General features: G+C 49.2%; 21 protein-coding genes and 6 tRNA genes. 9 read left to right on the top strand and 18 right to left on the bottom strand.

Annotated elements, in window-relative coordinates; translation table 11 throughout:
• Positions 1–86: 86 nt before the first annotated feature.
• The 4 genes from BZJ21_RS08680 to BZJ21_RS08665 form a co-directional block, all read right to left on the bottom strand.
• Positions 87–163, bottom strand: a tRNA-Met gene (locus BZJ21_RS08680).
• A gap of 29 nt (positions 164–192) precedes the next feature.
• Positions 193–266 (bottom strand) — tRNA-Cys (locus BZJ21_RS08675).
• A 272-nt stretch (positions 267–538) separates the two neighbouring features.
• Positions 539–1,108, bottom strand: a complete 570-nt coding sequence (locus tag BZJ21_RS08670) for an alpha-ketoglutarate-dependent dioxygenase AlkB family protein (protein WP_051109683.1) — start codon at positions 1,106–1,108, stop codon at positions 539–541.
• A 116-nt stretch (positions 1,109–1,224) separates the two neighbouring features.
• The gene (locus BZJ21_RS08665; RefSeq protein ID WP_021023132.1) at positions 1,225–1,833 is read right to left on the bottom strand and encodes a 2OG-Fe(II) oxygenase; all 609 of its coding nucleotides are present in this window, start codon (positions 1,831–1,833) and stop codon (positions 1,225–1,227) included.
• Positions 1,834–2,128: 295 nt separating this feature from the next.
• Between BZJ21_RS08665 and BZJ21_RS08660 the strand changes: the two genes are divergently transcribed.
• The 6 genes from BZJ21_RS08660 to BZJ21_RS08635 all read left to right on the top strand — a co-directional run bounded on the left by BZJ21_RS08660 (position 2,129) and on the right by BZJ21_RS08635 (position 9,757).
• Positions 2,129–3,172 (top strand): ABC transporter substrate-binding protein, encoded by a 1,044-nt coding sequence (locus BZJ21_RS08660; RefSeq protein WP_077660238.1) that lies wholly within the window; start codon positions 2,129–2,131, stop codon positions 3,170–3,172.
• Positions 3,173–3,249: 77 nt separating this feature from the next.
• Complete coding sequence (ltaE, locus tag BZJ21_RS08655; RefSeq protein WP_077669568.1) at positions 3,250–4,260, top strand: low-specificity L-threonine aldolase; 1,011 nt, start codon at positions 3,250–3,252, stop codon at positions 4,258–4,260.
• Positions 4,261–4,465: 205 nt separating this feature from the next.
• Positions 4,466–6,841 carry a Lon protease family protein gene (locus BZJ21_RS08650; protein ID WP_077669567.1) on the top strand — a complete coding sequence of 792 codons (2,376 nt, stop codon included), beginning with the start codon at positions 4,466–4,468 and terminating at the stop codon, positions 6,839–6,841.
• A gap of 174 nt (positions 6,842–7,015) precedes the next feature.
• Complete coding sequence (locus BZJ21_RS08645; protein ID WP_021023136.1) at positions 7,016–7,243, top strand: FeoA family protein; 228 nt, start codon at positions 7,016–7,018, stop codon at positions 7,241–7,243.
• Positions 7,243–9,585 carry a ferrous iron transport protein B gene (feoB, locus tag BZJ21_RS08640; protein WP_077669566.1) on the top strand — a complete coding sequence of 781 codons (2,343 nt, stop codon included), beginning with the start codon at positions 7,243–7,245 and terminating at the stop codon, positions 9,583–9,585. The genes BZJ21_RS08645 and feoB overlap by 1 nt, the downstream gene beginning before the upstream one ends.
• Positions 9,536–9,757, top strand: a complete 222-nt coding sequence (locus BZJ21_RS08635; RefSeq protein WP_158011336.1) for a FeoC-like transcriptional regulator — start codon at positions 9,536–9,538, stop codon at positions 9,755–9,757. Before feoB ends, BZJ21_RS08635 begins: the two co-directional genes overlap by 50 nt.
• A gap of 49 nt (positions 9,758–9,806) precedes the next feature.
• On the opposite strand, the gene BZJ21_RS08630 is transcribed toward BZJ21_RS08635, so the two are convergent.
• From BZJ21_RS08630 to BZJ21_RS08610, 5 genes are all read right to left on the bottom strand, one after another.
• Positions 9,807–9,893: transfer RNA gene (locus BZJ21_RS08630), tRNA-Leu, on the bottom strand.
• Positions 9,894–9,934: 41 nt separating this feature from the next.
• A tRNA-Gly gene (locus BZJ21_RS08625) sits at positions 9,935–10,010 on the bottom strand.
• Between the two features lie 35 nt (positions 10,011–10,045).
• Positions 10,046–10,122 (bottom strand) — tRNA-Met (locus tag BZJ21_RS08620).
• A gap of 26 nt (positions 10,123–10,148) precedes the next feature.
• A tRNA-Cys gene (locus BZJ21_RS08615) sits at positions 10,149–10,222 on the bottom strand.
• A 236-nt stretch (positions 10,223–10,458) separates the two neighbouring features.
• On the bottom strand, positions 10,459–11,046 hold the full coding sequence (locus tag BZJ21_RS08610) for a TfoX/Sxy family DNA transformation protein (RefSeq protein WP_077461225.1): 588 nt from the start codon (positions 11,044–11,046) through the stop codon (positions 10,459–10,461).
• A 288-nt stretch (positions 11,047–11,334) separates the two neighbouring features.
• Here BZJ21_RS08610 and BZJ21_RS08605 point away from each other — a divergent pair, with 288 nt between their 5' ends.
• The 3 genes from BZJ21_RS08605 to BZJ21_RS08595 all read left to right on the top strand — a co-directional run bounded on the left by BZJ21_RS08605 (position 11,335) and on the right by BZJ21_RS08595 (position 14,076).
• On the top strand, positions 11,335–11,940 hold the full coding sequence (locus tag BZJ21_RS08605) for an LON peptidase substrate-binding domain-containing protein (RefSeq protein WP_077669565.1): 606 nt from the start codon (positions 11,335–11,337) through the stop codon (positions 11,938–11,940).
• Positions 11,941–12,065: 125 nt separating this feature from the next.
• Positions 12,066–12,989, top strand: a complete 924-nt coding sequence (locus tag BZJ21_RS08600) for an HDOD domain-containing protein (protein ID WP_077461223.1) — start codon at positions 12,066–12,068, stop codon at positions 12,987–12,989.
• A 181-nt stretch (positions 12,990–13,170) separates the two neighbouring features.
• Positions 13,171–14,076: a lysine exporter LysO family protein gene (locus BZJ21_RS08595; RefSeq protein ID WP_077669564.1), complete on the top strand. Its 906-nt coding sequence runs from the start codon at positions 13,171–13,173 to the stop codon at positions 14,074–14,076.
• Positions 14,077–14,148: 72 nt separating this feature from the next.
• Here the strand turns inward: BZJ21_RS08595 and ptsG are convergent, their stop codons facing one another.
• The 9 genes from ptsG to fabG form a co-directional block, all read right to left on the bottom strand.
• Complete coding sequence (ptsG, locus tag BZJ21_RS08590) at positions 14,149–15,579, bottom strand: PTS glucose transporter subunit IIBC (protein ID WP_077669563.1); 1,431 nt, start codon at positions 15,577–15,579, stop codon at positions 14,149–14,151.
• A 614-nt stretch (positions 15,580–16,193) separates the two neighbouring features.
• The gene (locus tag BZJ21_RS08580; protein ID WP_077669561.1) at positions 16,194–16,973 is read right to left on the bottom strand and encodes a TatD family hydrolase; all 780 of its coding nucleotides are present in this window, start codon (positions 16,971–16,973) and stop codon (positions 16,194–16,196) included.
• A gap of 1 nt (position 16,974) precedes the next feature.
• Positions 16,975–17,967: a DNA polymerase III subunit delta' gene (gene holB / locus BZJ21_RS08575; RefSeq protein ID WP_021023146.1), complete on the bottom strand. Its 993-nt coding sequence runs from the start codon at positions 17,965–17,967 to the stop codon at positions 16,975–16,977.
• A complete protein-coding gene (gene tmk, locus BZJ21_RS08570; RefSeq protein ID WP_021023147.1) occupies positions 17,964–18,602 on the bottom strand; it encodes a dTMP kinase in 639 nt (212 codons plus the stop codon). Before tmk ends, holB begins: the two co-directional genes overlap by 4 nt.
• Entirely contained in the window at positions 18,599–19,615 is a 1,017-nt protein-coding gene (gene mltG, locus BZJ21_RS08565) for an endolytic transglycosylase MltG (RefSeq protein ID WP_077669560.1), read from the bottom strand. Before mltG ends, tmk begins: the two co-directional genes overlap by 4 nt.
• Positions 19,609–20,418, bottom strand: a complete 810-nt coding sequence (gene pabC, locus BZJ21_RS08560) for an aminodeoxychorismate lyase (RefSeq protein ID WP_077669559.1) — start codon at positions 20,416–20,418, stop codon at positions 19,609–19,611. The genes mltG and pabC overlap by 7 nt, the downstream gene beginning before the upstream one ends.
• Before the next feature lie 108 nt (positions 20,419–20,526).
• Positions 20,527–21,765 carry a beta-ketoacyl-ACP synthase II gene (fabF, locus tag BZJ21_RS08555; protein WP_077461217.1) on the bottom strand — a complete coding sequence of 413 codons (1,239 nt, stop codon included), beginning with the start codon at positions 21,763–21,765 and terminating at the stop codon, positions 20,527–20,529.
• A gap of 92 nt (positions 21,766–21,857) precedes the next feature.
• Positions 21,858–22,094, bottom strand: coding sequence for an acyl carrier protein (gene acpP, locus BZJ21_RS08550; RefSeq protein ID WP_025673161.1), 237 nt, complete (start codon positions 22,092–22,094; stop codon positions 21,858–21,860).
• 157 nt (positions 22,095–22,251) lie between these two features.
• Positions 22,252–22,986, bottom strand: coding sequence for a 3-oxoacyl-ACP reductase FabG (gene fabG / locus BZJ21_RS08545; RefSeq protein WP_021023151.1), 735 nt, complete (start codon positions 22,984–22,986; stop codon positions 22,252–22,254).
• Positions 22,987–23,002 lie beyond the last annotated feature (16 nt).

The following is a 23,002-nucleotide window of genomic DNA, read 5'->3' as shown; positions in this document are numbered from 1 at the left end:
TGACCTCGACCTTGGCAAGGTCGCGCTCTACCAGCTGAGCTAATGTCGCCTATGCAATTAAGCGTTGCATCACGCTTTGTAAAAATTGGTTGCGGGAGCTGGATTTGAACCAACGACCTTCGGGTTATGAGCCCGACGAGCTACCAAACTGCTCCATCCCGCGTCCGATTTTACTGTGCACCTAGAGGAACTTGGAGGCGCGTCCCGGAGTCGAACCGAGGTACACGGATTTGCAATCCGCTGCATAGCCACTCTGCCAACGCGCCTTTGTTTTGTTTCCGTCTCTGCGGTACGGGGAGGCATTCTACGGATAAACGTGATCGAGTCAACACTTATTATTTAATAAAAGTTTCAGATGGCTGTTTTACAAACAAAAGCGTCAAACTTCGACCAATCCGCTGTTATTTTCAGCATTTATTACTGCCATTCCCCTATTCGTTGCTAAAAATCTCACGCGTCTTTCCTAAAAATTTCACGCGATCGCATGGACGAGGCGTAATGCGATAGTGACTTGTTCACCGCAGGCGATCAGCTTGCTTTACTTAGCCTCTTCACTGTTTAACCAACGAAACGTCAGGTTGATTCGCTCACCCAGCGGCTTTTGCGTTTTGGGCACACTATGTTGCCAGTGGGTTTGCGTCTCGCCTGCCATCACTAACAGTGAGCCATGATCGAGTAAAAACTCACGCTTTAGCTGTCGCTTGGGGTGACGGAATAAAAACCGACGACTCGCGCCCAGACTCACCGAGGCAATGGTCGGCTGCCTCCCCAATTCCAATTCATCGTCTCTATGCCAGCCCATGTAATCGCTACCATCTCGATAGAGATTGAGCAAGACGGTATTGAAACGGGCGTGGGTGGCAGCTTCAACACGCGCTTTCAAATCCAGTAACTCTGGTGTCCAAGGGCGGGGAGATAATGTGAGTCCACTGTAGGTATAAGCATGATCACCATACCAAGCTAATAAGCGCGGCTGCATCACGGTCCGCCCAAACATCGAAATAGGAAGTTGCTGCCAAGCCGCTTGTTCGCGAAGCGATGTAAAAAACGCGTCCGCTTGATTGCTCGCTAGCCAGTTTGGGGACCAATAGACGTCAGCTTGGGGCATAGCCACACCTTGCTGCGGATCAAACGTCGTGTCGGTAAAAAAACATTGTTGCTGTGGGGGGCGTGCCATACACAATTGTCACCTCGGTTCTCATATGGCATTCAGTATGGCTGTGGTTAACGAATTGGATCAACACGTCGGCCACTCATGCCATTTAACCGATACCAACCCGCAATACTAAACCGTTGCCTTTTGGCCGGGAGCACTTCATGGGGAAACGCTTCGGATAAAAAAGTGACCAGCCGTCCCGCTTTGGGCCACAGCGTTTGGCGATGCGACCCATCAGGGTTGTAAATCACGATTTCACCACCGTCTTGCTCAGACCAATCGTGGTTTAGATAGAGTACCGTCGTGACTTTACGATTTGATCGTCCCTCAAACGCATCATAATGTTTGGCATAAAAATCACCGGGATTGTACTTAGCAAAATGCGCCTCGTACTCAAACAACCCCAAGAATAAATGCCGATTGAAGGCGTACTGCAAATTCGCCATTTTATCCAAAAGCGTATCGATAGCGGGCGCCGTATCACGTTCTAACCAATAGATTTTGTCGCGACGAATTTGGGTATTGGTATGCTGTTTACGCTCTCGGCCGATTGCCGCTTGATTCCACTGAGCGGGTAAGCATGCCTGCAAATCGCTAACCGCTTGCGCCGATAAAAAATCGTCACAAACACTAAGGCCATGAGTCGCAATATCATCGATGATGGTCAGTTCGTTCAAATACTTATCTCCGCCGCCAATTAGAACGGTTACCTTACTGCCTTTTGACTGGGGGGCAACCTATTTTCTTTATCGTGACGATAAGGACTATTTATCGAACCGTCTGTGTCATCACCCATATCACTCACCTTGTATTCGGCGCGAGTTTAGGGGGCGAGCACGGCATTATGCTACTGTTTAGCGGAACCTTTAAAAAGGCCGAGATTGATCAAGAAAAGGCTTTTATACAGAGTCTGGGTGCAATATTATGCGCTCGACGTGTACTCGGCCAGTTAGCCATTGAAGGACCATGATAATGAAGAAAATCACTCACGGAATCACCGCAACAGCACTTGCACTCACGACGGTATTCGCAAGCGGCGTCCATGCTGAAGATAAGGTGCTCAATCTTTATAATTGGGCAGAGTATATGCCCATGGATGTCATTGAAGCGTTTGAAGAAAAATACCAGGTTGATGTGAACTACTCGACATTCGAGAGTAACGAATCCATGTATGCCAAGCTTAAGCTGCTAAACAGTGAAGGCTATGATCTGGCGTTTGCCTCAACCTATTTTATTGAGCGCATGATCAACGAGGATATGCTCGCTAAAATTGATAAAAGCCAGATTGGTCATTTTGACCAGTTACGCCCAGGCTTGCTCGGCCAATCATTTGATCCAAAGAATGACTACTCGCTTCCTTATGTTTTTGGTGTCACGGGTATTAGCTACCACAGCGATTACATCGACGGTAGCAAAGTGACAAAATGGGCAGATTTATGGCGCGACGATTTTCGTGGCCAAGTCATGCTGTTGAATGATGTGCGTGACGTGTTTGGGATGGCGTTAAAAGCCCAGGGCCATAGCATTAACAGCACCGATGAAGCGGAAATTAAGCAAGCCTATCAGTCCCTACGCGATCTGCGTGATAACGTGGTGGTTTATAACTCCGATGCGCCACACGTCCCGTTTATTACAGGCGAAGTCAATATTGGTCAGCAATGGAATGGCAATGCCCATATGGCTCAACAAGAGATCGATGGGATTGAGTTTGTCTATCCGCAAGAGGGCGCGATATTATGGATGGATAACTTTATTATCCCGAAAAACGCTGAGCACAAAACCTTGGCGCACCAGTTTATCGACTTTATGTATCAGCCTGAAAACCAAGCAAAATTAGTCGAAGAGTTTGGCTACCCCGCCCCCAACACTGGCGCCGCGGAGTATTTAGATGCCGACCTACGAGAAAACAAAACGATTTTCCCGTCTGATGAAGCCGTCAATAACGGTGAATTTACTGATGATGTTGGTGAAGCGGTGAAGATCTACCAAAAATACTGGCAAATGCTGAAAAGCTAAACAGTGACGCTTTTCGAGCTTACGCTAACCGTAGGCCCTCGCTGATAGAGGGCCTTTGATGATAAGGATGTTGCCTGATGATTGATTTTCGTTCTGACACAGTGACTCAGCCTGACGAGGCGATGCGAACAGCGATGGCGAATGCCCCCGTCGGCGACGACGTGTATCGCGATGATCCTAGCGTCAATACACTAGAAGAGTGGGCCGCTTCACGCCATGGCTTTGACGCTGCCCTCTTTACTGCCTCAGGAACCCAAGCCAACCTACTGGCCTTAATGGCCCATTGTGAGCGTGGTGATGAATATTTATGTGGTCAACAAGCCCATAATTATAAGTATGAAGCCGGAGGCGCCGCCGTATTAGGCTCGATTCAGCCCCAACCGATAGACAATGCCCCAGACGGCAGCCTTCCCTTTGATAAGCTCGCGGCTGCAATCAAGCCAAACGATTTCCATTTTGCGCGAACGAAACTCTTAAGCTTAGAAAATACCATCGGCGGTAAAGTTTTACCTTTATCCTACCTGGCCGAGGCGCGCATTTTTTGTGATCACCATAAGCTGCAATTACACCTCGATGGCGCGCGCGTTTACAATGCGGCAGTCGCGTTAGGCGTCGATATCACCGCCATCAGTTGTCACTTTGATTCAATGACCATTTGTTTATCCAAAGGACTTGGCGCCCCTGTTGGCTCTCTTCTTCTTGGTTCTCAAGCCTTTATCAATAAAGCAAGACGCATACGGAAAATGCTCGGTGGGGGGATGCGCCAAGCGGGAATTTTAGCGGTTGCCGGTCAGAAAGCACTCAATGAAAATGTTGAACGCCTGGCTCAAGATCATGCTAATGCGCAGTACTTAGCGAGTGAATTGCATCAACTTGACGGCTTTTCAACTGACGCTTATCAGGTCCAAACCAATATCGTCTATGTCGATATCGCCGATACGATCGAGCGTACACGGCTTCAAATGCGGCTGATTGAGAAGGATATTCGCGTCACATTCAGTGGTCATCCCGCTCGTTTGGTGACCCATAAAGACATCAGCCGTGAGGATATCAATACCCTTATTCGTGCGATAGCCGACTCTCTTTAGCCGCTATCATCGAAGCGCTGACCTTCTTCCTTCGCGATAAAATCGATAAAAAGCGGGCACATTAGCCCGTTTTTTGTTTATAAAATAACCAGCCAATGTAAAACTGTGACCCTATCATCGCTTTCTCCACCAAAGTCACTAAAACAATCACTTACAGTCGCTACACTAAAATCAGTAACGATTAAACGCCAATACGGGGACAGCCATGGCTCTCACTCAGCTCACCAGCGATCGCTTGTATCGTGAATCTAGCTTGAAACACAGCGACATTACGTCAACCAAGCATCTTGCGCCACTTGACGAAATTGTCGGTCAAGATCGTGCTCGCCACGCCGTTGAATTCGCGATGTCAATTAAAGAAAAAGGTTACAACATTTACGCCATCGGTCAGAACGGACTCGGTAAACGCACCATGATGATGCGCTACCTTAACCAACACTGGCAGACTGATTCACCCGTTTATGATTGGTGCTATGTTGCGAATTTCCAAGAAGCACGTTCACCACAAGTCCTAAAACTCCCCGCGGGAAAAGGTAGTGAATTAAAAAAGCATATTGAACAGCTCATGGGTAAGCTCGCCAATGCCCTGCCAATGGCGTTTGATAATGAAATGTACTACCAACGTGCGGAAACATTAAAAAATCAACTCACTGAGCGGCAACAAACGATTCTGCAAGGCTTAAGTGAAACCGCAGAGAAAAACAGTGTTAGTCTTTCTATCACGCCACAAGGGGATTATCAGTTCGTTGCCCTTAACGGTGAGGAGCCACATACTGAAGACACCTTTGATGCTTTATCACAAGATGAACAGATGGCCTTCGGTAAAGTGATTGATAAGCTTGAGACTGAATTACGCGGCGTTGTTCGCCAATTGGGTGAATGGGAGTCAGAATACGCAGACAAACAAAAAGCGCTTGATGAAGACATTGGCCAAGAAGTGATTGCCACCCATATCGCGCCACTGAAAAAGACGTTCGCAGAGCTGCCCGAGATCATCACTTTTCTCGAGGCAATGCAGGCCGACATGCTGGAACACCTTGATATTTTTTTAGAAGACAGCGAAGAGCAAGCGGCACTCGCCTACGCGGCGTTAGATAAAAAGCTCCCTCGCCGTTATCAAGTCAATGTATTAGTTAGCCAACACGACGCGCAAGCCCCCATCGTGGTCGAAGACAGCCCCAGCTATCACAATTTATTTGGCTATGTTGAAAACGCCACCTTTAAAGGCACGGTCTTCACTGACTTTTCTCTCATTCGCGCCGGCAGTTTCCATCGCGCCAATGGCGGTGTGTTGATGATGGATGCCATCAAAGTGCTCGAAAAACCTTACGTATGGGAAGGCATTAAACGTGCCTTGAGCAGTCGTCAGCTCAGCGTCAGTGCGCTAGAGCGAGAGGTAACCCTCAGCGGAACCGTGTCACTCGATCCAGCCCCCATTCCACTTGATCTCAAAATTGTTTTATTTGGCGATTATCAAACGTATCAGCTTTTACAACGCTACGATGCAGAATTCAGTGAGCTGTTCCGAGTCACAGCAGATTTTGAAGATGACATGCCGCGAACAGAGAGTACTGAGCACCAATACGCCAAATTTATTTCCAGCATTATCCATGATGGCAACCTGTTACACTGTAGCCGCAGTGCTATCGCTCGTATTATCGAGCACAGTGCACGACAAGCGGAGGATCAAAACCGTTTGTCGCTTCATTCAGCTGACATCGCTAACTTATTGCGCGAGTCCAATTACTGGGCCACGCAAGCAAAAGCGAATACCGTTGGCGCGCTGCATGTTGAAAAAGCCCTTGCCAGTCGAAACATGCGGGTAAGCCGCTTACGAGACAGCATGATGCAGAATGTAGAAAACGGGGTAACTTTGATCAACACCCAGGGAACGGCTCTCGGCCAGATTAACGGCCTGTCAGTGCTCAGCACCTCTGACTACAGCTTTGGTTTACCCAATCGCATTACCGCGACCACCGCGTTTGGCGAAGGTGAAGTACTCGATATAGAGCGTAGCGTAAAACTAGGCGGGCGTATTCACTCAAAAGGGGTAATGATTTTATCCGCGTATCTTGCCACGCTTTTGGGTAAAACCGATAAGATCCCGCTTAAAACGCATCTGACCTTTGAACAATCGTATGGCGGCGTCGACGGTGATAGCGCCTCCATGGCGGAATTTTGTGCGATTTTCTCGGCAATGACTGAGGTGCCACTGCGCCAAGATATCGCCATCACAGGATCCATGAACCAATTTGGCGAAGCACAACCGATTGGCGGTGTGAATGAAAAAATCGAAGGCTTCTTTGACGTCTGCACACTCAAAGGGCCAAACCACCAACAAGGGGTAATTATTCCTGCCACCAATATTCAGAATCTGATGTTGCGCAAAGATGTGGTGCTGGCAGTTGAAAAAGGCGAATTTCATATTTATGCCGTTTCGCACGTCAGTGAAGCACTCTCGCTTTTATCAGGAGAGAAAGCGGGATTCGGTCCCGAGGGTAAAGCCCCCAACGGACTATTGACCATCGCGATGGATAAACTGAACAATCAACGCGATGCACATCGTACTTCCGCAAGTTAAAGACAGCGGCCACACTGGCCGCTTTTTGCTTCTTAGTTCACATCAGGATCGTCACTTCTCATTGTGGCAGCAATCACGTTATTGACTTTCACCATAGCTTGATCCGACGCAAAAAAAATAGCGACCTTTGCGCGTAATATGCAATGAAAACCATTCTTATTTGGATCTCGCATTATGAAACTGTCAACGCTTGGTCGCGGTCAGTCCGCGCGTATTACCAGTGTCCATCATGTGCCCGCTGTTATCCGTCACCGCCTTGCTGTTATGGGATTAATCCCGGGCACCGCGGTGGAGCTGGTTCGGCGAGCACCGCTTGGAGACCCATTACAAATCCGGCTCGATAACGAACAACTCGTCGTTCGTCGTGACGTTGCCAAATTGATTGATGTGGAGACACTGTAATGGAAAAAAAACGCATTCTTCTTGCCGGTAACCCAAACTGCGGCAAAACCACATTATTTAATGCGTTAACCGGCTCTCGCCAAAAAGTCGGTAACTGGGCTGGTGTCACGGTTGATAAGAAAGTCGGCCAGCTCACGTTCAATCAAACAGCGAACGACAATACAGAGTGTGAAATTACCGATTTACCCGGTTTATACGCCCTAAATGCAGGCTTTGATGCCAGTCTAGACGAACAAATCGCGACGTATTCAATTGATAGCCACGACTGTGATGCGATCATTAACGTGCTAGACGCCAATAGTCTTGAAAGAGGACTGTACCTTACCTTGCAATTACGCGAGCGCGGCGTCCCGATGATAGTGCTGATCAATAAGATGGATCGGTTAGATCGCAACGGACAACAGCTCGATATCGGGAAGCTACAAGAATGGCTTGGTTGTCCCGTGCTTACCGTTACCGCATGCCAAGCCGACAGTGTGGCGACTTTCCGCCATCAGCTCGCCCACATGATGATGGAACTTCCGCATTGCGACGCCATGCAGTTAAACTATGGTGAGCATATCGAGGCATGGATCCAATCTCATCTTGGCGCCCCGTTTGCAGGCTCGGCAGCGGCACAAGTGAATCAACGCGCCCATTTGCTTGAGTGCCTAGAGCGAGATCGTTTGCCCGATGGCAATGATACGTCCCTACAAGCGTCATTTTCCCAGGCTTGCCAATCGCTGGCCGGACAAGATACCGACATTCTTATCGCCGATACACGCTACAGCTATATTCGCGATCTGGTACATGACACACGACGCGAGCACCGCCATTTAAGCCGCAATAAAACCGAAAAACTCGACAAGGTGATCCTCAATCCTTTTTTATCGCTGCCTATTTTGCTTGCCGTACTCTATGCCATGTTCGTATTTGCCATCAATATTGGCGGCGCCTTTATCGACTTTTTTGATATCGCCGTTGGCGCTGTTTTAGTGGATGGCACCCATCAACTATTAGATGGCATATTGCCCGAAGCGATAGTGACACTCGTTGCAGATGGTGTGGGTGGTGGTATTCAAACCGTGGCGACCTTTATCCCGGTGATTGCTGGGCTGTATCTTTTTCTCACCGTTCTAGAAAGCACCGGTTACATGGCGCGCGCCGCCTTTTTGCTCGATGGTTTGATGCAAAAAATTGGCTTACCGGGTAAAGCATTTGTCCCCCTGATCCTCGGCTTTGGCTGCACAGTGCCTGCCGTCATGGCAACGCGCACTCTTGAGCAAATTCATGAGCGCAAAACCGCCGCAGCAATGGCCACCTTTATGTCCTGTGGTGCACGGCTCCCCGTTTACGCCTTGTTTGCCGCAGCGTTCTTCCCGCAAAACGGACAAAACCTGGTATTTGCGCTCTACTTACTCGGGATTGCAGCGGCCGTGCTCACTGGTTTGATTTTGCGCCACACCCTTTATCCGGGCCAGAGTGAAAGTCTGTTAATGACACTGCCGGACTACGAGCTCCCTCGTATGCGCCACGTGTTGAGTCATACCTGGCAAAAGCTGCGCCGTTTCGTATTGGGGGCAGGTAAAACCATCGTCATTGTGGTAACCCTCTTAACTTTCTTTAACTCTCTCGGTACCGATGGCAGCTTTGGCCATGAAGATAGCGAGACCTCCGTGTTATCGAAAGCGGCTCAAGTTGTCACCCCTGCTCTCTCACCCATTGGTATCGAAGAAGATAATTGGCCAGCTACTGTCGGCTTAGTGACCGGACTATTCGCCAAAGAAGCAGTGGTTGGTACCTTAAATAGCCTCTATGCCCCAACCAATGCAGAACAAGACGAAGGCTCGATCAGTGATGCGCTTGTTGACGCCGTTCAAAGCATTCCGGAAAACTTATTTGGCATTGATTACAGCGATCCATTCGCGATGAGCGTGGGTGAGATAGAAAACACCGAAGCCGCTGCGCAAGAGCAAGCAGTGAGTATGGCAACGTTTGACAATTTACACCGCCAATTCACGACGACGGCCAGTGTTATGGCTTATCTGATTGTGATCCTACTGTATACGCCCTGTGTTGCCGCGATGGGAGCTTATACCCGTGAGTTTGGCCGTCGATTTGCGCTATTTATCGCGGGATGGTCAATGCTCTTAGCTGTCAGTGGTGCCACACTGTGCTTTCAAGTCAGTCAAATCGGCGTGGCGACCACTCAGGCGACAGTTTATATTGTCAGCCTTTCTGCCCTACTGATTACCGTGATCGGCGTAATGCGTTATGTTGGTCGCCATCCTCATTGGTTCAAGGAGACCTATTATGATCCTGCAAAAGCTCAAAGCCAGTGTCACTCAGGCGGGTGTCATTAGTCGAGAAGCGCTTGCAAAAGAGTACGGCCTCAGTCCCGACGGTATTGAGGCCATGATGGAGACTTGGATCAGGCGGGGCACGATCATCCGCCAATGTACTTGTCACGATCAGCAAGAGGTTCAATACCGTTTAGCGCATCATAACGAAATACAATGCTTGAGTATGGTATAGCGAGACATACAAAAACGGCGACCATTAAGGTCGCCGTTTTACTTTGTAATGGTGCCCCGGGCCGGACTTGAACCGGCACAACGCGAACGTCGAGGGATTTTAAATCCCTTGTGTCTACCAATTCCACCACCAGGGCACGCAATTTTTTTTCAGCCGCTTACGCCACTGTTTTTAATTTGGAGCGACATACGAGGTTCGAACTCGTGACCTCGACCTTGGCAAGGTCGCGCTCTACCAGCTGAGCTAATGTCGCTTATTCAATCAAGCGCTTAAAAGCGCTTAGAAAATTGGTTGCGGGAGGCGGATTTGAACCACCGACCTTCGGGTTATGAGCCCGACGAGCTACCAAACTGCTCCATCCCGCGTCCGTTTTGTACTAGCCAGAGTTCTATGGAGGCGCGTCCCGGAGTCGAACCGAGGTCCACGGATTTGCAATCCGCTGCATAGCCACTCTGCCAACGCGCCTTCGCGCTTCACCTCTCGGCTAAGTGGTTTGAATTCTACATAAGTTTTTCTGGCTGTCACGTACAAATTATCGTTTTTAGGTTTAACCGTCGATTATTTATCCAAACATCGCATTAACACCCTTTTATTGATCACAATTCGTCCGAAACATGAAGATAAACACGATGAAAGTACCGCAATAAAAAAGTCGCCGATCCGCAGATCGGCAGATCGGCACGCGCGCCTTAAAAAGGAGATCAAACAGCAGATAACAGGCGCTCACGTTCATCTTCTTCAATCAGTTTCCAATGCCGGCCTTGTTGCGCCCCTGCCAATTTCCAAAGCAAACATAAATCAAGATCGTTACCATGCGTCACTTGCAAACGACGAAAAATCTCTTCCGGCGCCATGCTGTAAAATGTGGAAATATCTTCTACCCCCGACTTTTTCAACATCCGCTCTATCGTCAAACGCAGGTTAGGGAGATCGCGCAAACGACGGTGATGTCCCCCAGCTTTATATGCTCTATCATTCAGCGCATGATCGCGCGACGCCTTAACCAACACCGCCAGTTCAACATCGTCCTCAATAAAGAGTGCGGTCACATCATAATAATTCACAACCGCAGACGAGCTTTTCTTCACGTGAACAAACTTTTTGCACCCTTTATCAACCAACGCATCAGTTACTATGCCGCCACCACGCAGATAAAATCGCTTATCGGTGAGTAGCGCAAACATCGCATCCTGATGGAAAAACCCAGTACCACCAAACATTGAGCGCTGCTCCATCTCGCCGAAAGTGTTTAAAAAACATGTCACTTGGGTTTTTAATTGCTTTTTCATCAAGGGCTCCTCCTATTAGCAAGTGATTAATAATGGCAATAGCATTTTTGACTGATAAATTAATTATTTTGCATGTTTATTTGCGCAAAGAAGAGTGCATCAAATTGATATGAAATACTATGCATTTGATCACTCATCCCCATAAAGACCACTTTCATATTGTGGAATATGTCGCATTTATGACAGGTATTTTCATCAGCTTAAAAAAGTCTTCAATTAAGAAAGCTTTATCCATTGCACTACAGTGCGCTAAATTAGAAGTAAGCCAGTCATGAGTAGGGAGCCGGTATGTCGATACACCCTTTGCTGATTGAAACCAATCATTTATTACCAGGTGGCGTAAACACGTATATTGTGTCTGAGGCTTTCTACTTAGACGCACTCCCACAAGCAGGCGAGCCACCGCGATTACTTGTGGCCATGATAGATATAGACGAAATCAGCCCCCAGGCTCCGTCGACTCCGCGTCCTTCCACGATTTCCCCGATTGTGACACTTTGCCAAGTGGCTGATTTTAATCGCCATGATCCCCAGCAGATCGCACTGACATTACAGGGCATTGAAAGTGTCAAGGTGGAGGCTATCGAACGAGGAGAAAGGGATATTGACTTGGCACGGCATACTCCGTTGCCGATATGGCGACGTCAAACCGTTCCTGAGCCCTATCACTATCTGAGTGACAAGCTAAAACAATACTACCGTTCCAATCCTGGGTTGCATGACCATTTTCAGCTGACCCAATATGACGACATAGGTTGGGTCTGTTTACGCTGGTTAGAGCTGCTTCCCATTGAAGTTAAGCAAAAACAATTGTTACTTTCACAGCCTAACGCCTTATTCGTTGCCGAATTTATTGATAAACTATTGCGTTATCCGCTTACCGACCCTGAATAGGCGCGAGTTTGCTGTTTAAACCATCACCAAAGACGCCATCAGGCGCACTGATTCGATCAAAGGCGGTTCTATTTTGCTTTTGGCCGCATTACCATGCCGTCTGGTGACAAACACTATCGGGACTTATGGATCATCTGTCATTTTTCTGGGTCTCACCGGATCGCGATAAATATTTGCGCTCCCTCGAGACCGAATTTTATAAACGCGCTGTCGAAACCGTTCGCGTTAACCGCCTCTCTCTTCCCCCTTTACCGGACGCCATTCTGTCCATACAGCACGCCAGCAAGCAGCCTGAAACCACGATGCGAGATATTGCTAACTTGTTGATGGAAGATCCTAGCTTGTGCGGCGCGGTACTCAAAGCGGCAAATTCCGCCCTTTTTGCGCCTAGGGCAACTGGACAATGCAAAGATGTTCAAACCGCCGTTTCACGTCTAGGGGTCGACCGTGTTTTAGGTATTATTACCGCAGCGGCCATTCACCAATTGAAAAGCGATGCGACGTTTTCTCGCGACTGCAACGCGCTTTTGAAGCAAAGTGCACAGAAGTCGCGTGAATTTGCCGCGGCAATGGCGTTAGTGACCCAAACTATCAGACATTATTGTGATGAGCCGCTATCGGTCGAACCAGAAAAAGCACTGATTGTCGGTTTACTGGCCGACATCGGTTTATACAGTGTGATTGGTGAATTCCAGCGCTTTATTCATGAAGGTCACTACCTTCAATTTGATATTGCCGAGCAAGTCTTTTTTGCGCTCGCCGGCGATTGTAGCCGGTTAGTCCTGAAGCAATGGGCATTCGATCGCGATTTTATTGAAGTGGCTATCAATAACAAGCTTTACACCAAACCGCGTCCTGATATCACCTATCTTGATGTGGCAAGAATGGCGAACCACTTATTGATGTTTCGCAACCACGATGACGCGATTGAAGAGCATGAAGTAGAAATGACTGCGCCAGGCGCCGAGGCGTTATACGAACTCTCCAATCTGGATGATCGCGAGTTTTCACGTCAACTCAACCGTGTTATCGACGCCACGAGCATCTAGTAGGATGCAAACGTTTGATGCAAACGTCTCATACTAAACCCGCTGCATACTCCCTCCGCTAGCAAGTAACTAGAGTGGCTCTGATGTTGAAGGCGCAAGTCACTCTGGTCTGATTTTATTGACCTGCCTATTAACTGATTGATAACCTGGAAGTCCCTTTCTTAACACCGAGCATCATCTAATGTTTTCAGGGATGTTATTTATCTTCGCGCCACTTATCGTTGGCTACTTGATCCCACTCAAGCAGCCCCGCCATGTTCATACCGTGAATACGCTGACGATGCGATTGGTCATGGTTATCCTGGTGTTAATGGGGCTTAGCCTCGCGGGCTTAGACAACCTCGGCCAACATATCTCCACCATTTTGCATTTTGCCGCCACTTTCTTCATTTGTATTGGCGCCGCTAACCTTTTAGCGCTGCCAATTCTCGATAAATGGATGCCGACACAAACGCAAGGCCACCAATATAAGCTGACGTTACGTGGCATGATGTCTGAATCTGGAAAACTGATCGGCGCGGTCGCCACAGGTTTAATCGTTGGTCTACTGTGGCAACAAGATCTCTCTTGGGTCGACGCCGCCAGTGAAGGTATTTTGTTATTGTTGCTATTACTGATTGGCATCCAGCTACGCAATAGCGGCATGACGCTAAAACAAATCATCCTCAATAAGCGTGGTTTGATGATTGCCGCACTGGTGGTGGCAACGTCTTTACCTGGGGGGTTACTGGCAGCTTGGTGGTTGGGTATTCCTTATCACCATGGTTTAGCGATGGCCTCTGGGTTTGGCTGGTATTCTTTAGCCGGCATTTTAATGGGCGATGGCTTAGGCCCTGTCTATGGTGGCGCCTCGTTTATTCTCGAGTTGGGACGCGAGCTTGTAGCGATTATGATGATTCCAATATTGATTCGTCGCTATCCACTTACCGCCATTGGCTACGGCGGCGCAACCGCGATGGACTTTACTCTGCCAATCATTCAAAGCACCGGGGGTATCCGCTGTGTGCCGACTGCCATTGTCAGCGGGTTTATTCTCAGCCTCCTGGTTCCCGTCCTTATGCTCTTTTTTCTTTCTTTAGGCGGTTAATCACCCAGCCAGTTGGATCAAAAAAGGGGTAGCACCCGGCTACCCCTTTTGCAAAATGGATAATGGTAGCGCTTATTGCGCGCGCATCCAGTTGTCCATTTCAGTTCGTAGGTTGTCTGACTTAGTACCAAAGATAGCTTGTACACCACCTGATACTTTTACAACACCCGCTGCGCCAAGCTGCTTCAACTTCGCTTCGTCAACAATGTCAGTATCCGCCACAGAGACGCGCAGACGTGTGATACATGCGTCTAAAGCAGTAATGTTGTCTTTACCACCGAAAGCTGCGACCAAGTCACCCGCTAGTTCAGAGCCTGTCGCTGTCGATACATCCGCGACGGCTTCGTCTTCACGACCTGGGGTTTTCAGGTCAAGGGCGCGAATCACCACGCGGAAGACAATGTAATACAGCACACCATAACCAAGACCAAGTAGTACCAGAGTAGTCACGTTTTCAGCACGTGGCATCTGTACGATAAAGTCAATGAAACCGTTCGAGAAGGTATGACCGTGAACCACACCCAGTGCGTTCGTCAGCACATAAGCAGCACCCGCCATGATGGCGTGAATACCGTAAAGTACCGGTGCGATGAACAGGAACGAGAACTCAATGGGTTCAGTGATACCGGTCAGGAACGACGTCAGAGCGGCCGATGCCATGATACCCATGATTTTGGCACGGTTCTCTGGCTTCGCTGAGTGAGCGATAGCAAACGCAGCGGCGGGTAGACCGAACATTTTGAACAAGTAACCACCGGCTAACTGACCAAAGCCGTTACCTGCTTCACGCGTTACGTCGTTAGCGGTCAAGAAACACGTCATGATACCGTTGACTTGCTCACCGGCGTTGTTAACACAGCTACCTGCTTCATAGAAGAAAGGCACGTTCCAGATGTGGTGCAGACCAAATGGGATCAATGCACGCTCTACCACACCGTAGATACCAAAGGCGGTAACAGGGTTTTGCTCTGCGGCCCAGTGAGAGAAGGTAGCGATCGCACCACCGATTGGCGGCCAGATCACAGACAGGATCACACCCAGAGCAATCGAAATAAAGCCGGTGATAATAGGCACAGAGCGTTTGCCGGCAAAGAAGCCGAGGTAGTCTGGCAGCTGAATCGTGTAGAAGCGATTAAACGTCCACGCTGCAACACCACCCGCGAGAATACCACCAAGCACACCTGTCTTGATCGTATCTACACCCATAACGGGTGCCATCACATCCAGCGTAGCCACCATGATGCCGTAACCGACAATCGCAGATAGGCCCGATACACCGTCGTTATTGGTGAAGCCAAGTGCCACACCTACCGCGAACAGCAAGGCCATTTGACCAAACACCGAACCACCCGCTTGTTCCATCATGTGAGAAATGATGTCTGGCATCCAGCTAAAGTTGGCCGCACCAACACCTAATAGTATACCTGCAACCGGTAGCACAGATACTGGAAGCATCAGCGCCTTACCGACTTTTTGCAGATTAGCAAAGAGTTTTTTTGACATAGTTCTTGCTCCTAACAAGGACGTTTAACAATTGTGTCTCTAAAGACAGACCTTTCGATTCCCCCCCGCAAGAGGTCACACGATACAACAGGTGCCCAGAGAACAAACGATTTGTGATTATTGAACTCACCCAAACTATAAGGGGGGAATCAGTACCTTGCCTATCCGTAACGACTTTACTGATTAAAAAGTAAATATAGATCACAAACCGAACGGGTGACAAAAACAACAAAAATAAACGTAAGATCATGATTAAAAATGACTTTTTACACTGACGGCGGATAAAAAGACCGCATAAAAAAACAGCGACTTAAAAACCTCAAAAGTTATTTCATGTAACGAAAAATCTCATGCACACGATAAACGTTACAATGGCCATTTTTTCTTTATTTTCCATGTAGTTATGAGCAAATTGCGCCAGATCAAATTTCGAGCTGCATTCAGTGCAAAGTAAAAACCTGAGGAAAAAACAACCGATTATTGACGACAGTATAGCCAAATCATCATCAAAACGACGCGCTTGATAGCGGTAAAAAGCCGCGCTTTTTGTCGTTATCATTCATGGGTACATTCAGGTAGGAAAAAAGCCCGATTGAACAATCGGGCGACGTGGATTATTGCGGATTCGCACTCAAAAAAAGCGCAAAAAAGTTCCGGCTAGTGATATCACACACCGTTTCAACAGACTCACCTTTTAACATCGCCACGTATTCGGCGACCTCTTTCACGTAAGCCGGTTGGTTTTGCTTGCCACGATGCGGCACCGGAGCCAAATAAGGCGAATCCGTTTCGACCAGCAATCGTTCAAGCGGCAAACGCCGCACCACATCCTTTAGCTCCGTCGCTTTATTAAAAGTAACGATGCCAGAAATCGAAATGTAGAAGCCTAGCTCAATCGCCGCTTCTGCCATTTCATAGCTCTCTGTAAAGCAGTGTAGCACACCGCCCACACGCTCAGCGCCTTCCTCGCGCAAAATCGTCAAGGTATCCTCTCGCGCGGCACGGGTATGAATAATCAGGGGCTTATTTAGCTCGACGGCGAGGCGGACATGCTGACGGAAAATCGCTTGTTGCTGCTCGGCCAGTTCCGGTTGGTAGTGATAATCCAACCCAGTCTCCCCGATCGCGACCACGCGCTCATCCGCGGCCAGGGCTTTCAGTTGCTGATAGTCAAACCCATTTTCTATATCTAAGGGGTGAACACCACACGAGGCAAAAACATGAGGATAAGGGCGGATCATGTCTAGCATCGCCGGGAAACTATCCAATGTAACGCCAACAGAGAGAAAATAATCGACACCCCTTGCCTGTGCTTTATCCAGAACATCTTCCACATTCTGGTGCAGCGAATCATAGTCCAGTTTGTCGAGATGGCAGTGAGAGTCTATTAACACGTTATTCTCCAATCGATAATAGCCATTGGCTAAGTACCAATTCGGTATTTAGCCCAGTATGCGTTTGCAGCTGACGCTGCAGTTGATGTAATTGTCGCAATTGCGTATGGACGTGCTGAGTCGCCATCACATTCGCCACCTCAGCCACCAAGGCGTGATGATGGCGATGCAAAATAGCGTGTTTTGCGCCTTGTCGCCACTTGAGCACATCAAGTAGAAAGTGGCTCAGCCAGTCCAGTGAGGCGGGATAGTGTGCGACTAACACCTCTGACGTGTCAAATAAGCCAGTACGGCTTTTTACGTAGGTCGCAAAGCCATTGATCACCGCATGATGATGATCGAGTCCTCCAGATTCAACAAAATCACGTGCTGCCAATGGCGCACCGCGGTAAAGCGTGACCGCATGATCAGGAACCGTGCGCTTCAACGCTTGCTCAATCCAATGCTTCGCGGTTTCGTTATCCGGCTGTGGCGCTTTCCAGACGCTGCACCGACTGATAATCGTCGCTAACAAGCTATCAAGTGACGCGGTTAGCAACACGAAGTAACATCCTTCTGGCGGCTCCTCTAATGATTTTAATAGCGCGTTAGCCGCTGCCTCACCGAGGTTTTCAACGCGCTCAATCACGATAAAACGGGCACCGCCGAGCTGCGACGTTTCCATCGCTTGACGTTGCACCTTACGCACCGCATCAATGCCTATCTGCTTACCGGGTTTTTCAGGCATCAACCAGTGCATATCAGGGTGATTACCGGCATCAAATAACTGGCAACTATGACAACACCCACATGCTTGGTCGGCCTGCTGCTTGCACAAACGCACCTTGGCCAAATGACTGGCCATTGCGCGCCGACCGCTTCCCGGAGGGGCAGCCAGTAATACGGCATGCGGAAAGCGAGCGGTCACTAACAGTTGCTGCCAGTGCGTCCATACCGTATTAAACCAAGGAAACACATGCGGGGCGGGATGGTGCGCGACGACTGACTCACTCATAACGTTTTCAGTTGCTTAAGCCACGTCGATAACGCCGTTTTAATGCTGGCGGTCACCACCTCAAGCGGTTGACTGGCATCGATAATCACCACACTCGGATCCTGGTGCGCTAACGCCAAATAACGCGCGCGAGTGCGCTCAAAAAAGTCGATCTGCATTTGCTCAATCCGATCGAGCTCACCGCGTCCACGGGCACGCGCCAACCCCATTTCAGGATCAATATCCATATATAGCGTCAAGGCGGGAGCAAAGTCACCGAGGACAGTCGCTTTTAAGCTTTCCATTAGTGCAGTATCCATCCCGCGTCCACCGCCTTGATACGCTTGAGAAGACATATCATGACGATCACCAATCACCCACTGCCCTTTTGCTAACGCTGGTTTGATCACGTTTTCAACCAGTTGAACACGAGCCGCGTATAGCATTAATAACTCGGCTTTATCTGTTAAAGGCTCCTCAGGATGGCCTTGTTTTACCAAGGTTCGTAACTGCTCCGCAAGTGGCGTCCCACCTGGCTCACGCGTAGTGATCACATCATGAATGCCGGCATCGTGGAGTACCTGCTTCACTTGACTAATGGCGGTACTCTTACCCGCCCCTTCAAGGCCTTCTACGACGATAAAATGATTGTTCATTGATTTCTAAACACTTTTAGGTAATCACGCACAGCTCGATTGTGTTCGGCCAATGTCGTGGAAAATTGATGGCCCCCTTTGCCTGTCGCGACAAAGTAGTAATAATCAGTATGTGCCGGTTGCGCGGCAGCCATGATCGACGCTTTACCTGGCATCGCAATGGGCGTAGGCGGCAACCCATTAATCACATAGGTATTATAGGGTGTCGGCGTACGCAAATCGCGCTTACGGATATTGCCATCATATTGCTCTCCCATGCCATAAATGACCGTGGGGTCCGTTTGCAAGCGCATGCCTTTGCGCAAACGATTAACAAATACAGAGGCCACGTTTTCACGCTCACTGGCAACGGCTGTCTCTTTTTCGATGATAGAGGCTAAGATCAATAACTCATAGGGCGTTTTAATAGGCAAGTCGTCGGCACGGTGTTGCCATGCTTTCTCGAGTGTGGCCTCCATGGCGCGCACGGCACGCTGTAACAGGTCAATATCCGTATCATTCACGTCGTACGTATAGGTTTCAGGCAGCAACAGTCCTTCCAACTGATCACGTGATACCCCGAGCTGTTCGGCAATGACCGCTTCACTGACACCCTCTAGTGTATGATCTAAGTGCGGTGCTGATTGCAGCTGCGCACGCCACTGTGCGAACGTGCTCCCTTCGACAAAAGTGATTGATGCCTGATACTGCTGTCCCGATCGGAGGGTGGTGAACGCTTGCGCGAGCGTTTGCCCAGGTTGAAGTTGAAATGTCCCCGCTTGAACGCGGGTTAACTCAGGATACAGATGAGGGGCAAACTTGGCCCAGAGACTTGATGCCACCCAACCTTTGGCTTCAAATTGCCTTATAACGCGTTGATAGTGCGCACCAGCCGGCACAGTGAATAATTGAGGAGATTGAATCGATAAGGGCATCGCAACGAATGCTTTCGTCTGCCATATTACCACTGCGGCGGCCAGCACAACCAACGCCATTATCGCGCTGATCCCCCCTAAAAGTCGCTTTTTTAGCACGCGTTTAACCTCTGTTGTAACACCCGAGTCAGGGTATGTGTGTTAAATGGTGTGTTGTTGATTGCCGTGACCGGCACCACTTTCATTAAGGTGTTGCAGATAAAGACTTCATCGGCCTGGTAAAGCGCCGTCTCATCGGTGCTCACCGTATGGCATTGAACATCCCCGACGCCCTCTAGCACAGCCATCACTTTATCGCGCATCAATCCAGCCACACCGGCATACTGTAGCGCCGGCGTATAAACCACTGGGCCACTACGCCAAAAAATATTGGCAGCTGAGGTTTCCACTACATGGCCAAACATATCGCTTACCACCAGGTCATCGGCTGTGGTGTCGGCGAGTCCCTGTTTGAGTAACACTTGCTCGAGCCGATTTAAGTGCTTTAACCCCGCCAGCGGTGAAGCGCCCAATTGAATGGACGTGGTTGCCAGCGAGATCCCCTGTTGCTGCCACTGGCGGTAATAGGAGGGAAAAGGATGCAGACTAACGATAACCGTCGGTGCCGTGCACCCTTGAGGGCTATAGCCACGTCCACCTTGACCACGGGTGATGATCACTTTCAGAACTTGCTCACCTTGAGCCTGTTGACAGGCCAAATCAAGGGTGTGCGCTAATAGGGGCCAGTCAACGTCTGCAATGGCTAAACGCTGACAGGTATCCTGGAGGCGAAGAAGATGTGCATCGCGATCGAGCAACACCTTGGAATACACATGACCTGTGGTAAAACAACCATCGCCAAATTGTAAGCCCCGATCGGACACCGCTATCTCGGTGCTAAGCTGTCCATTAACCCAATGCATGATTCCTTGCCACCTCACCAATAAAAACGGCCCGACAAATCGGACCGTTATTATATCAAAATCTCTCAATCAAAATCTCTCATCACGCAGCGCTCACTGCGCGTGTCATTAGATTTTTTTGAAGATCAAAGAGCCGTTGGTGCCACCAAAGCCGAATGAGTTACACAGCGCATAATCCATTTTTACATCGCGCGCATGATGTGGCACATAATCGAGATCGCACCCTTCATCAGCATTATCAAGGTTAATCGTCGGCGGTACAATTTGGTCAATCAATGACATCGCGGTAATGATCGACTCTACCGAGCCTGCCGCGCCAAGAAGGTGTCCTGTCATTGATTTGGTCGAAGACACCAAAACGCTATCCGCGGCTGCCCCCATCGCACGGCGCACGGCCTTACTCTCGGCGACATCACCCGCCGGGGTTGAGGTGCCATGGGCATTGATGTAACCAATTTGCTCAGGCGTGATGCCTGCATCACGAATGGCCGCTTCCATCGCCAGTGCCGCGCCAGAGCCGTCTTCACTGGGTGATGTCATATGATACGCATCACCACTCATACCAAAGCCGACGAGCTCACAATAAATCGTCGCCCCGCGAGCTTTAGCGTGTTCATATTCTTCAAGCACCATCACACCGGCACCGTCGCCAAGGACAAAACCATCACGATCTTTATCCCAAGGACGCGAGGCCGCTTGAGGATCATCGTTGCGGGTCGACAGCGCTTTCGCTGCAGCAAAACCACCGATACCCAGCTCTGTCGAGGCTTTTTCGGCGCCGCCTGCCACCATGGCATCGGCATCACCAAACGCAATCATACGCGCCGCATGGCCAATATTGTGTAGGCCGGTGGTACACGCGGTTGAAATCGAGATATTTGGACCGCGCATGCCATAGTTAATCGACACGTGACCGGCAATCATATTGACGATGGTTGATGGCACAAAGAAAGGGCTAATTTTACGTGGACCCTTCTCCACAAATGCACGGTGGTTCTGTTCAATTAAACCAAGGCCACCAATGCCCGATCCGATCGCAACACCAATACGGTGCGCATTGTGGTCGTCAACTTGCAGTCCGGAGTCTTGAATGGCTTGAACACTGGCCGCGATGCCGTATTGAATGAACAAGTCCATTTTTCGTGCATCTTTTTTCGACATGTAGTCTTCACAGTTGAAGTCTTTAACCATGCCGGCAAATTGAGTAGCAAAGGCGCTGGCATCAAAATGCTCAATGGCGGAGATACCGCTTTGCCCGGCTAGCAGAGCTTTCCATGAGGACTCAACTGAGTTACCGACGGGTGATAACATACCCATGCCAGTCACAACAACACGACGCTTAGACACGATGATATTCTCCGGAGAATATTAATTTGGATTGTAGAGTAGAGTAAAAAAAACACAGGCGGTCAAGGAGACCGCCTGGTAGGATTCTGAGATTACGCTGAAGCGCCGACTACGTAGTCGATAGCGGCTTGTACAGTCGTGATCTTTTCTGCTTCTTCATCTGGAATCTCTGTATCGAATTCCTCTTCAAGAGCCATTACCAGCTCAACGGTATCCAGAGAGTCCGCGCCCAAGTCGTCTACAAATGAAGCTTCGTTTTTCACTTCTGCTTCGTCGACACCTAGTTGCTCAATGATGATTTTCTTTACGCGTTCTTCGATGTTGCTCATATTAATACTAGTCCTTACAAGATTCGCAGATGCGATATGTGCTGTAGTTTATTCATTAATGTGGAAGTTGCAAGACCTCCACGGCTGGTCAAACCACGATTTGGGGACAAATCAATCGGAGTTTGACGTGTGTCATTCCAGATTGCAACGGTCTCGATCAAATCATGTACATGCCGCCGTTAACGTGCAAGGTTTCGCCTGTCATGTATGCGGCATCGTCTGATGCTAAAAAAGCGACCGTCGCAGCAATCTCTTTAGGATCGCCTAAACGTCCCGCTGGCACTTGTGCCAAGGTTGCTGCACGCTGATCGTCACTGAGGGCCTTCGTCATATCGGTTTCGATAAACCCAGGCGCAACGGTGTTAACGGTAATGCCACGCGCAGCCACTTCACGTGCCATGGATTTAGTAAAACCAATGACACCTGCTTTTGCCGCAGCATAGTTGGCTTGTCCCGCATTCCCCATCACACCGACGACAGAGCCGATATTGATGATTCGGCCGCAGCGTTTTTTCATCATCGCACGCAAGACTGCCTTTGATAAACGGAAAATCGACGTCAAGTTGGTATCGATGATATCTTGCCACTCGTCGTCTTTCATACGCATCAATAGGTTATCACGAGTGATACCCGCGTTGTTAACCAGAATATCAACATCACCAAATTCTTTTTTGATCGTGGCTAAAACGTCCGCCACTGAATCCGATGATGTGACATTCAGGGCCAACCCTTTACCGTTTTCACCGAGGTAGTCGCTGATCGCTGCGGCACCGTTTTCACTGGTTGCCGTCCCGATCACTGTTGCACCGCGCTCAGCCAAAAGCTCTGCCGTTGCTCGGCCAATACCTCGGCTCGCACCTGTCACTAGTGCTACTTTTCCATCTAGTTTCATTCGGTTACCCTTTTAA

Source organism: Salinivibrio costicola subsp. alcaliphilus, from assembly GCF_001996185.1.
Lineage (GTDB): Bacteria > Pseudomonadota > Gammaproteobacteria > Enterobacterales > Vibrionaceae > Salinivibrio > Salinivibrio costicola.
The sequence above is the reverse complement of the archived record's forward strand: the minus strand, read 5'-3'. Positions and strand labels throughout refer to the sequence as shown.

Coding starts and splice junctions, on each gene's coding strand:
- BZJ21_RS08670 (WP_051109683.1), bottom strand. CDS start 1,108: ATGCCCCAAGCTGACGTCTATTGGTCCCCAAACTGGCTAGCGAGCAAT.
- BZJ21_RS08660 (WP_077660238.1), top strand. CDS start 2,129: ATGAAGAAAATCACTCACGGAATCACCGCAACAGCACTTGCACTCACG.
- ltaE (WP_077669568.1), top strand. CDS start 3,250: ATGATTGATTTTCGTTCTGACACAGTGACTCAGCCTGACGAGGCGATG.
- BZJ21_RS08650 (WP_077669567.1), top strand. CDS start 4,466: ATGGCTCTCACTCAGCTCACCAGCGATCGCTTGTATCGTGAATCTAGC.
- BZJ21_RS08645 (WP_021023136.1), top strand. CDS start 7,016: ATGAAACTGTCAACGCTTGGTCGCGGTCAGTCCGCGCGTATTACCAGT.
- feoB (WP_077669566.1), top strand. CDS start 7,243: ATGGAAAAAAAACGCATTCTTCTTGCCGGTAACCCAAACTGCGGCAAA.
- BZJ21_RS08635 (WP_158011336.1), top strand. CDS start 9,536: ATGATCCTGCAAAAGCTCAAAGCCAGTGTCACTCAGGCGGGTGTCATT.
- BZJ21_RS08610 (WP_077461225.1), bottom strand. CDS start 11,046: ATGAAAAAGCAATTAAAAACCCAAGTGACATGTTTTTTAAACACTTTC.
- BZJ21_RS08605 (WP_077669565.1), top strand. CDS start 11,335: ATGTCGATACACCCTTTGCTGATTGAAACCAATCATTTATTACCAGGT.
- BZJ21_RS08600 (WP_077461223.1), top strand. CDS start 12,066: ATGGATCATCTGTCATTTTTCTGGGTCTCACCGGATCGCGATAAATAT.
- BZJ21_RS08595 (WP_077669564.1), top strand. CDS start 13,171: ATGTTTTCAGGGATGTTATTTATCTTCGCGCCACTTATCGTTGGCTAC.
- ptsG (WP_077669563.1), bottom strand. CDS start 15,579: ATGTCAAAAAAACTCTTTGCTAATCTGCAAAAAGTCGGTAAGGCGCTG.
- holB (WP_021023146.1), bottom strand. CDS start 17,967: ATGAGTGAGTCAGTCGTCGCGCACCATCCCGCCCCGCATGTGTTTCCT.
- tmk (WP_021023147.1), bottom strand. CDS start 18,602: ATGAACAATCATTTTATCGTCGTAGAAGGCCTTGAAGGGGCGGGTAAG.
- pabC (WP_077669559.1), bottom strand. CDS start 20,418: ATGCATTGGGTTAATGGACAGCTTAGCACCGAGATAGCGGTGTCCGAT.
- acpP (WP_025673161.1), bottom strand. CDS start 22,094: ATGAGCAACATCGAAGAACGCGTAAAGAAAATCATCATTGAGCAACTA.
- fabG (WP_021023151.1), bottom strand. CDS start 22,986: ATGAAACTAGATGGAAAAGTAGCACTAGTGACAGGTGCGAGCCGAGGT.